The organism is Mycobacterium sp., from assembly GCF_035697385.1.
Lineage (GTDB): Bacteria > Actinomycetota > Actinomycetes > Mycobacteriales > Mycobacteriaceae > Mycobacterium.
The window spans coordinates 1-8,677 of sequence record NZ_DASSCY010000167.1 but is presented as its reverse complement, the minus strand read 5'-3'; the positions used below and the strand labels follow the sequence as shown (position 1 = coordinate 8,677).

The window sequence follows — 8,677 nt, the reverse complement described above, 5'->3', positions numbered from 1 at the left end:
GGCGAGATCCGCGTCGCAACCTCGGACCGTGCGCTGTCCGAGCGCATCCGGGCGGCCGGTGCGTCCGTCTATCCGGCGGAGAAGCTTCGCAACGAGATCGATCCCCGTTAGGCCGCTGGCGCCCAGGCCGGTGACCGACCGAGATGCAGCAGTATGCGCTCGAGGTCACTGGCGGCGTCGGTGGCCGTGATGGCGCGTGCGAACGGGCTGGCCTCCGCCTCGCGGAACTCGCCATCGGGAACGGCCAGGGTTACAGGCAGCACCGCGTCGATGACGTCGGCAGGTAACTCGAAAGGCGCGTCGATCGAGCGCGCGACATCCCAGCCGTGAACGACATAGTCGACGAAGTGGAAGCCGATCGCCATAGCGCCCGGAACTGTTGCGTCAGGCCCGAATTCGGGTAGGGCGAATGTCGCGTCGAGTACGCCGTCGGCGCTGAAGGCGTCGAGCACGTCGGCGGCGGCCCTCGCATAGGCGCCTGCGGGATCGGCGACCACCGCGTCGGCCACCGTTGACGGTTGCCAGACCGCGAGGTCGGCGCCCTCACCGCGGGCGGCCGCGGCGAATCCGTGGTGCTGCACGGTCATGTGGGTGAGCAGGTCGGCAAGGTTCCAGCCGGCGCAGGGTGTCGGGCGGTCGAGGTCGGCGAGTGTCACGGTGTTGACCACGTCGACGGAGGCGGTGACGGCGGTGCGATGGAAGGGACGGATATCGGCGATTGTATGCATGAACCTATCGTATGCGCCTGCTTACCATCGGTCAATGTCTAGTATCTGTGCATGGCGTCGAAGTCCAGGCGACCCGACCTCGCGGCGATGATTGCGCCGCTCGTGCGTGACCTGATGGCCGCCGAGCTCCCCGTACTGAAGGCGCACGGCCTGTCGATGTGGGGCTACAGCGTCCTGCTGGCCCTCGACCACTACTCGTCGGTGCGGACGCAGGCGGCGCTCGCCGAAGCGATCGGCGCCGACAAGACGCGCATCATCCCCACGCTCGACGAGTTGCAGGACAAGGGGTACATCGAGCGCACGCCGGACCCCGACGACAGGCGCGTGCGGCTGTTGGCCATCACGGAGTCGGGTCGCGCGGTGAAAGATGCTGCACAGCAAGAGATCCAGCGGGGCGAGGAACGTTGGCTCGGGAAGTTGTCTACCGGCGATCGCCGGGTATTCCTGCGCGCACTTGGGCAGATGACCAGCGACTAGGTGAGGCGAGGCGGGCGGAATCATGGCATCGCGAGAGTAGGGAATATGACGGAATTCGCGCCAAATCCGTCATATTCCCTACTCTCGGCGCAATTTTCAGCTCGAGCCCGGCGCAGCCCGCGAAGCTAGTCCTTGAAGCGCCCCGCGAACCCACGCAGCGGCAGGTCGGCGCTCGTGAGAAGTCCCGGTGGGGCAGCGACCACTGACGCGATGGCGTTCAGAGCGGGCATGCCGGTGACGGTCATCCCGATGGACGCGAACGACTCAGGGTTGGACAAGTCGACGCCTGGCTTCGGGAAGATCATGTGCTTGTTGTAGATGCACGGATCGCCCTTGATCTCAGTTATGTAGCAGCCCTTGATATCCCAGCTGGGGTCGGTGTGCGGAGTCATCTGCCATTCCAGATGCGTCTCGACCTTGGGCACTCCGTTCACGATGCCCTGGTATTTGAGGTAGTTCCCGCCGAGTGACCCCTTGGGCAGCTGGTACCAGCCCAGGTCGACGTCCTTGGTGCATGCGCCCAGCTCGTAGCTGAACTTGACCTCGTCGAGTTGCAGGCCGAAGCAGTCGGCCATCATCAGCACACTGTCGGCGAACACGCGCGTGTACTTCTCCAACATTCCCGGAAGGCGCGGATCGTCGACCGGCAGGCCGTATCCCACCTCCTTCCAGGTATCGGCCGAGTGATGGCACGACACGTCGACGGACTCGATTGTGGTGACGTTCTCGATTTCGGCGACATCAGCCGAACAGACGACACCGAGGATCTGATTGACACCGGGGTTCATGCCGGTGCCGTAGAACGTCGCGCCGCCCTTCTCGCATGCCTCTTGCAGGAGTTGGCTCACCGGCTTGCCCGACGGGTGTGGATGGTTCGTGTCGCGGTGCCATCCGGTGATCCAGTCCGCGGTGGTGACGATGTTGATGCCCGCCTCGAGAACCTTGACGTAGAGATCCTCGTCGGGGAACACGCCGTGGAACGTCAAGACGTCCGGCTTGGCTGCGAGGATCTCGTCAACGGTGCCCGTTGCAGTGACCCCGATCGGTCCCAACCCAACGATTTCTCCCGCGTCGCGGCCGATCTTGTCCGCGGTATAGCAGTGCAGTCCGACCAGTTCGAGATCCGGCTGGTTGCCGATTCGCTTGATCATCTCGGTGCCGACGTTGCCCGTCGCCACTTGGAACACTCGAATAGGTCTGTGGTCGGTCATCTTTGAATCTCCTCGAGATGTGTCAACGGCCCCTGCGCAGAATCGTCGGCGTCAGGATAGAACTGTTTGGCCCACGCCCGGATGGCGGTGAAGCCCTCGTACTCGGCGGTGGCCAGCGCAGGCGGATCGGAGTAGCGCTGGTATTGCCAAATATGAACGTCGGCAAGGAACTGGTCGATGACGTTCTGCGCAAAGGCATCTGCCTTGGCTCCGGCCTTGGGGGTGTCGTTGCCCGGTGTTCGGCCGATGTAGACCATGAAGCGCACATCGGAGGTGTTCTCGTCGACCGGCGTGATCGCCGAGATGGTCCGGTTGTCGACCATCCCCCAGCTCTTGGTCACCGCTATGCCGAGGCCGCCGTTGATCGCCTCGACGCCGCTGTTGACGTCGTCGATCGACTGGCCGTCGTCGCCTTCGAAGGTAATGGTGAAATCGACATAGGAGACCGGGTTTTCGAAGTCATGGCGGGTGAACACCGGGACGATCGGTGTCTGGTGCACGAACTTGAAGTGGGCGAAGTCGACGCCGTTTTCCAGGACGTACTGCGGATGAAGTTCCAGTTGCGCGCGGTACATCGTCTTCTGCGGGTAGTAGTCGGCAGCGCTGCTGCTGTCGCCGAAACTGGCGAACACGTCGGGAGGTTCGAAGTACGGATCCCGCCCGGCGACGTCATGCCAGATGTAGACCGACTCATTGCGCTCGACCGTCGGGAAGGTTCGGATACGACGCCCACGGTTGGGCCGGTCCTGGTACGGGATGCAGACATTGCGGCCGTCCTGATTCCACTGCCATCCGTGAAACGGGCACTGGATCACCTCGCCCTCCACATGGCCGCCATGACCGAGGTGCGCGCCGAGGTGCTCGCAGTAGGCGTCCATGACCGTCAGCCGACCGGATTGCGCGCGCCAGGCGATCAGTTCGCGGTCGAAATACTTCATCCGGTGGACGTCGCCGGCGCCGATCTCCTCAGACCATGCGACCTGGAACCACCCGGTGGGTTTCATCGAAAGCGGCGGCTTCGCCATCCTCGCTGTCCTCGAATTTCTGCAGAATCGTAGTGGGTTCTATGAAACTAGCAGAAACGCTACGATCCGGGAATGGGCGAAGCGGACAGCACCCGACGGCGCTCTAATCGCCGCGGACAAGCAACCCGCGAGACCATGCTGGAGGCCGCGCTGACCGCGCTGGCCTCCGGAAATCCCGGTGCGATCTCGGCCAACCGCATCGCCAAGGAAATCGGCGCCACCTGGGGCGCAGTGCAATACCAGTTCGGCGACACCGACGGCTTCTGGGCCGCCGTGCTGCACTACACCGCCGAACGACGGGCCCACTTGTTCGTCGATATCGACACCACCGCGAGTCTGCGAGACCGCGTCACCGGCATCATCGAAACCCTCTACGAAGGCCTGACCGCCAAGGATTCCCGAGCCATCGAAAATCTCCGCGCGGCGCTCCCCCGCGATCACGCCGAACTCGAACGGCTCTATCCGAAGACGGCGGCCGAGTTGTCGTCCTGGGGGCAGGCCTGGCAGGACACCTGCCAGAAGGCGTTCGCGGATCTGCAAGTCAACCCACAGCGGCTGCGCGAAATCGCCTCACTCATCCCCGGAGCGATGCGTGGCATCACCTCCGAGAAGCAACTCGGCACGTACTCCGATCTTGACGAGGCTCGGCGGGGTCTGACCAACGCCATCGTCGCGTACCTCGACCAGGCATAAGCCGAGTCATCTTCGTTTGCCGGACAGCTTTTTTTACGCAACCGTCAGCAGTTTGCGGCAAAACGGTCCCCCTCGGTGCCTGCCTGGCTACTGTGGGCCTGCGCGTCGGGAGCACCACTCTGGTAACCCGCCCGTCGAGGGGGCACTCAAATCGACATCAACACTGTTGAAGACGTCGTTCGCCAGCCTCCGGAGCGGCCGGGGGACCTCTGGCGCGACGGCGATGCGTGGCTGGCGGGCGGAACCTGGTTGTTCTCCGAACAGCAACCTCATGTACGCCGATTGGTCGACCTCGTACCGCTTGGCTGGCAGGTGATAGAGGCCACCGATGCCGGCCTGAGCATCGGGACGACGTGCACCATCAGAGACCTCTACGAATTCGAGGCCCCCGCCGACTGGCGCGCCGGCTCGCTGCTCAAGACGAGTTGCGAGGCTTTCCTGGCGTCGTTCAAGGTGTGGAACTCGGCCACGGTGGGCGGCAACATCTGCATGTCGTTGCCCGCGGGCCCGATGATCACCATGTCGGTGGCGCTGGAAGCCGTGTACACGCTGTGGGCGCGCGACGGATCCGAACGCACCGTTGCGGCCGCCGACTTCGTGACCGGCAACCACGAGAACATCCTCGCCCCCGGCGAGATACTGCGCAGAATCGACATCCCGCTGAGCGCATTGCGAAAACGCCACACGCACCGCCGCTTCACGCTGACCCAGCTCGGGCGCTCGACAATCTTCATGATCGCCACACAGTCACCCGATACGGCTGATCTGCTGCTGACGATCACCGCAGCGACCACCCACCCGATCGTGCTGGCGTTCGACTCCATACCCGAGCCCGATGCACTCCAGCACCGGATTGATGCGCTGCCCGACAAAGTGTGGTTCGACGACGCGAACGGAGCGCCCGACCATCGCCGTCATCTCGCGAAGCACTACGCAGAAGAGATCCGGATCGAATTCGCGTCGGGAGACTGGCGATGACCTACAACGTCAACGGCAACGCCTTCGAGGAGGAGCCGCGTGCCGGCCAGTGCCTGCGGACCTTCGTGCGTTCACTCGGATATCACGGTGTCAAGAAGGGTTGCGACGCAGGCGATTGCGGCGCCTGCACGGTGTGGCTCGACGGCACACCCATCCACAGCTGCATCACGCCCGCGTTCCGAGCAGAGGGTCACGAGGTCACCACGATCGAAGGCCTCGGCACCCCGGATGACCTTCACCCGCTGCAACGACAGTTCCGCGACGCCCCTGGCTTTCAATGCGGCTTTTGCACCGCCGGCATGATCATGACCTCGGCGACCTTCACCGACGAGCAAAAGCAGGACCTCCCGCGCGCGCTGAAGGGCAACCTCTGCCGCTGCACGGGCTATCGCGCCATCGAGGACGCGATCAACGGTGTCGCCGCCATCGAGGAAGCACTGCCAGGCCAGGCCGTCGGCACCAGCGTCGGGGCGCCGGCCGCCACCGACGTGGTGACGGGGCAGGCCGAGTTCACCATGGACACCGAGATGGAAGGCATGCTGCATCTGAAGGTGCTGCACTCGCCGCACGCGCACGCCCGCGTCGTGTCCATCGACAAGTCCGCGGCGCTGGCCGTTCCCGGTGTGCATCGCGTCTACACCTGGGAGGACGTCCCACGCAAACGCTTCACGACGGCGATCCACACCGACCATCTCGTCGATCCCGACGACACCTACGTGCTCGACAACGTCATGCGGTTCGTCGGCCAGCGCGTGGTTGCCGTGCTCGCCGACTCGGTGGCCGCCGCCGAAGAGGGCTGCCGCAAGGTCGTCGTCGAATACGAGCCACTGCCAGCGGTTTTCGACCCCGAAGAGGCGATGGCAGACGGGGCGCCGCAGTTGCACGGCTCAGAGGATCCGTTCGTACGCGATCCAGTGCGCAACATCCTGCTCGAGCTCCACGGCCAGATCGGCGATGTGGAAGCGGGTTTCGCGCAAGCCGACGTCATCCACGAGGGCACGTACTTCACGCCGCGCGTTCAGCACGCACACCTGGAGACGCACGGGTCGATCGCCTGGATGGAGGACGACCGGCTGAATGTGCGCACCAGTTCCCAATCGCCGTCGATCGCCAAGGTCAAGCTGTCCTACCTGTTCGACCTGCGCCCCGACCAACTCCGGGTGTTCTGCAAGCGGGTCGGCGGTGGGTTCGGCGGCAAGCAGGAGGTCATCTCCGAGGATCTGGTGGCATTGGCCACCCTCGACGTCCGGCGCCCGGTGTGCTTCGAATACACCCGGGAAGAGGAGTTCACGACGGCGTCGCCACGCCACCCGATGAAGATCACCGTCAAACTCGGTGCCCGCGCCGACGGCACGCTGACCGCCTTCGGCTTCCGCAACGTGTCCAACACCGGCGCGTACGGCAATCACGGCGGCGAAACCTTGTTCGCGGCCGGTGCCGCCATCGCCATCTACCGTTGTGCGAACAAGAAATTCGACGCGTACTCCGTCTACACCAACAACGTGCCGAGCGGGGCACTGCGCGGGTACGGCATGACCCAGCCCGCGTTCGCGGTGGAATCGGCCATGGATGAGTTGGCCATCGCGCTGGATATCGATCCGCTGGAGCTTCGCCGCCGCAACATCGTGCGGCCGGGTGATGCGCTTCTGGCGCTCGACGATCATCCCGACGATGTCGCATTCACCGAGGACGGTCTGGCCAAGTGCATCGACCTTGTCGATGCGGCCCTGCGCCACAACGGCGCAGCGCACGGCCTTGGCGACGACTGGGTCGTCGGCACCGGCGTGGCGAGCTCACTGCACGAGACGGCACCGCCGACCGAACACATCTCGGAAGCCTGGGCCACTCTACAAGACGACGGGACGTACGAAATCGCGGTCGGCACCGTCGAATTCGGTGAAGGCACCTCGACCGCGCATGTCCAGATCGCCGCCACCATGCTCGGCACCACGCCGTCACGGATACACCTCGTCCAGTCCGACACCGATCGCACGGGTTTCGACACCGGGGCCTTCGCGAGCGCGGGGCTGTTCGTCGCGGGCAACGCGGTGCAGCGAGCCGCCACCGCGTTGCGCGACCGGATCCTCGGAGTGGCGGCCTCGCACATGGAGGTCCCCACCGCGGACTGCTCGATGGACGACGACGGCATCATCTGCGGCGACAGGCGCATGTCGCTTGACGATCTCATCGAGGTGGGCCGGGCGCGGGGCATCCGGTTCAGCGAGGCGCGCAAGGCATACGGGTCACCGCGCAGCGTCACGTCGAACACCCACGGCTTCCGCGTCGCTGTCCACCGCGTCACCGGCGAGATTCGCATCCTCCAAAGCGTGCAGGCCACCGACGCCGGCGTCGTGATCAATCCGGCGCAGGTGCGCGGGCAGGTGGAAGGCGGTGTCGTGCAAGGGCTCGGCTTCGCGTTGACGGAGAACTTCCATGTCGACGCCAACGGCGTGATGACCAACGCGAACCTGCGCAACTACCGGATCCCCACCTACGCCGATGCTCCGCGCACCGAGGTGCTGTTGGTCGATTCGACCGACTCGGTCGGCCCGATGCGCGCCAAAGGCATGGCGGAGTGCTGCATCAATCCGGTTGCGCCGGCATTGGCCAACGCCGTGGCCAACGCCACCGGTGTGCGCTATCGCTCGTTGCCCCTTACCCCCGAGCGAATTTACAAACAACTCGGCTCCCGACACGCGGCTCCAGTGATCTGATTCCGGAGGAGCCGAATGCAAACCCAGAACGTCACCGAGAACGCCGTCACGGTCATCATCGGGCAGCGTGTCCTCCCCGGCGCCGAGAAACAGTTCCTGACGTGGCAGCACGGCGTGAACGATGCGGCCTCCGGTTATCCGGGATTCATCGCCGCGGAGGTCACCGCGCCCACCGGTGATCAATCGGAATGGGTGGTGATCTACCGCTTCGACGCCGCGGCCAACCTGCGTGCGTGGCTGAACAGTTCGACGCGGCTGGAACGGATGGCCGTCGGTCGGCAATACCTCGACGGCCCGGCCACCCAGCAGATCGTCGGCGGCGCGGCCACACCGGTGGACCAGCTGGTGACCGTTGTCGTCACTCACCGCGTCCGCGAACAGGACGTCGAGGCGTTCCTGGCTTGGCAGGACCGGCTTCAGTTGGCGGAGAGCAACTTTCCCGGTTACCGCGGGGCCGAGCTGTTCCGGCCGATCGAGGGTGTGCAGGATGAGTGGACGGCGATGTACCGCTACGACACCGCCGCCGACTTGGACGCCTGGTTGACCTCCGACGAGCGCACGCAATTGCTCCGCGAAGGCGAGAAGTTCCACGATTTCAAACTGCGGACCGTGGACAATTCGTTCGGCAGCTGGTTCGCGTTCGACGACAAAGGCAATCAGGTGCCGCCACCGTCGGACACCAAGACGTCTATCGCCGTGTGGGTCGGGCTCTACCCCACCGTCGTGCTGCTCACTCTGGCCTTGTCGCCGTTGAAGATGCCGCTATGGCTCGGCCCGGTGCTGGGAACTCTGTTGTCCAGCTTCGTCATCAGCTTCGTGGTGATGCCCTACTACGTCAACCCGCTGCTGAA

At 64.6% G+C, this 8,677-nt stretch carries 8 protein-coding genes and 1 pseudogene; 6 read left to right on the top strand and 3 right to left on the bottom strand.

Annotated elements, in window-relative coordinates; genetic code table 11:
• A pseudogene (locus VFH65_RS13875) lies at positions 1-111 on the top strand (RNA-binding protein); the annotation flags it as partial.
• On the opposite strand, the gene VFH65_RS13870 reads toward VFH65_RS13875, so the two are convergent.
• Positions 108-728: a TIGR03086 family metal-binding protein gene (locus tag VFH65_RS13870; protein WP_353322264.1), complete on the bottom strand. Its 621-nt coding sequence runs from the start codon at positions 726-728 to the stop codon at positions 108-110. The pseudogene VFH65_RS13875 and the gene VFH65_RS13870 sit on opposite strands and share 4 nt — an antisense overlap.
• Before the next feature lie 51 nt (positions 729-779).
• Between VFH65_RS13870 and VFH65_RS13865 the strand changes: the two genes are divergently transcribed.
• A complete protein-coding gene (locus VFH65_RS13865; RefSeq protein ID WP_353322263.1) occupies positions 780-1,205 on the top strand; it encodes a MarR family winged helix-turn-helix transcriptional regulator in 426 nt (141 codons plus the stop codon).
• A gap of 125 nt (positions 1,206-1,330) precedes the next feature.
• On the opposite strand, the gene VFH65_RS13860 is transcribed toward VFH65_RS13865, so the two are convergent.
• Positions 1,331-2,416: a dihydrodipicolinate reductase gene (locus VFH65_RS13860; protein ID WP_353322262.1), complete on the bottom strand. Its 1,086-nt coding sequence runs from the start codon at positions 2,414-2,416 to the stop codon at positions 1,331-1,333.
• Positions 2,413-3,441, bottom strand: coding sequence for a Rieske 2Fe-2S domain-containing protein (locus tag VFH65_RS13855; RefSeq protein WP_353322261.1), 1,029 nt, complete (start codon positions 3,439-3,441; stop codon positions 2,413-2,415). The genes VFH65_RS13860 and VFH65_RS13855 overlap by 4 nt, the downstream gene beginning before the upstream one ends.
• A 72-nt stretch (positions 3,442-3,513) precedes the next feature.
• Here VFH65_RS13855 and VFH65_RS13850 point away from each other — a divergent pair, with 72 nt between their 5' ends.
• The 4 genes from VFH65_RS13850 to VFH65_RS13835 all read left to right on the top strand — a co-directional run.
• On the top strand, positions 3,514-4,134 hold the full coding sequence (locus tag VFH65_RS13850; RefSeq protein ID WP_353322260.1) for a TetR/AcrR family transcriptional regulator: 621 nt from the start codon (positions 3,514-3,516) through the stop codon (positions 4,132-4,134).
• Between the two features lie 150 nt (positions 4,135-4,284).
• A complete protein-coding gene (locus VFH65_RS13845; RefSeq protein WP_353322265.1) occupies positions 4,285-5,112 on the top strand; it encodes an FAD binding domain-containing protein in 828 nt (275 codons plus the stop codon).
• Positions 5,109-7,826, top strand: coding sequence for a molybdopterin-dependent oxidoreductase (locus VFH65_RS13840; RefSeq protein ID WP_353322259.1), 2,718 nt, complete (start codon positions 5,109-5,111; stop codon positions 7,824-7,826). Before VFH65_RS13845 ends, VFH65_RS13840 begins: the two co-directional genes overlap by 4 nt.
• A gap of 15 nt (positions 7,827-7,841) precedes the next feature.
• The coding region (locus tag VFH65_RS13835) for an antibiotic biosynthesis monooxygenase (RefSeq protein ID WP_353322258.1) at positions 7,842-8,677 on the top strand (836 nt) is incomplete at its 3' end.

Excerpts from the sequence above, each read along its gene's own strand:
- VFH65_RS13870 (WP_353322264.1), bottom strand. The coding sequence starts at position 728 with ATGCATACAATCGCCGATATCCGTCCCTTCCATCGCACCGCCGTCACC.
- VFH65_RS13865 (WP_353322263.1), top strand. The coding sequence starts at position 780 with ATGGCGTCGAAGTCCAGGCGACCCGACCTCGCGGCGATGATTGCGCCG.
- VFH65_RS13860 (WP_353322262.1), bottom strand. The coding sequence starts at position 2,416 with ATGACCGACCACAGACCTATTCGAGTGTTCCAAGTGGCGACGGGCAAC.
- VFH65_RS13855 (WP_353322261.1), bottom strand. The coding sequence starts at position 3,441 with ATGGCGAAGCCGCCGCTTTCGATGAAACCCACCGGGTGGTTCCAGGTC.
- VFH65_RS13850 (WP_353322260.1), top strand. The coding sequence starts at position 3,514 with ATGGGCGAAGCGGACAGCACCCGACGGCGCTCTAATCGCCGCGGACAA.
- VFH65_RS13840 (WP_353322259.1), top strand. The coding sequence starts at position 5,109 with ATGACCTACAACGTCAACGGCAACGCCTTCGAGGAGGAGCCGCGTGCC.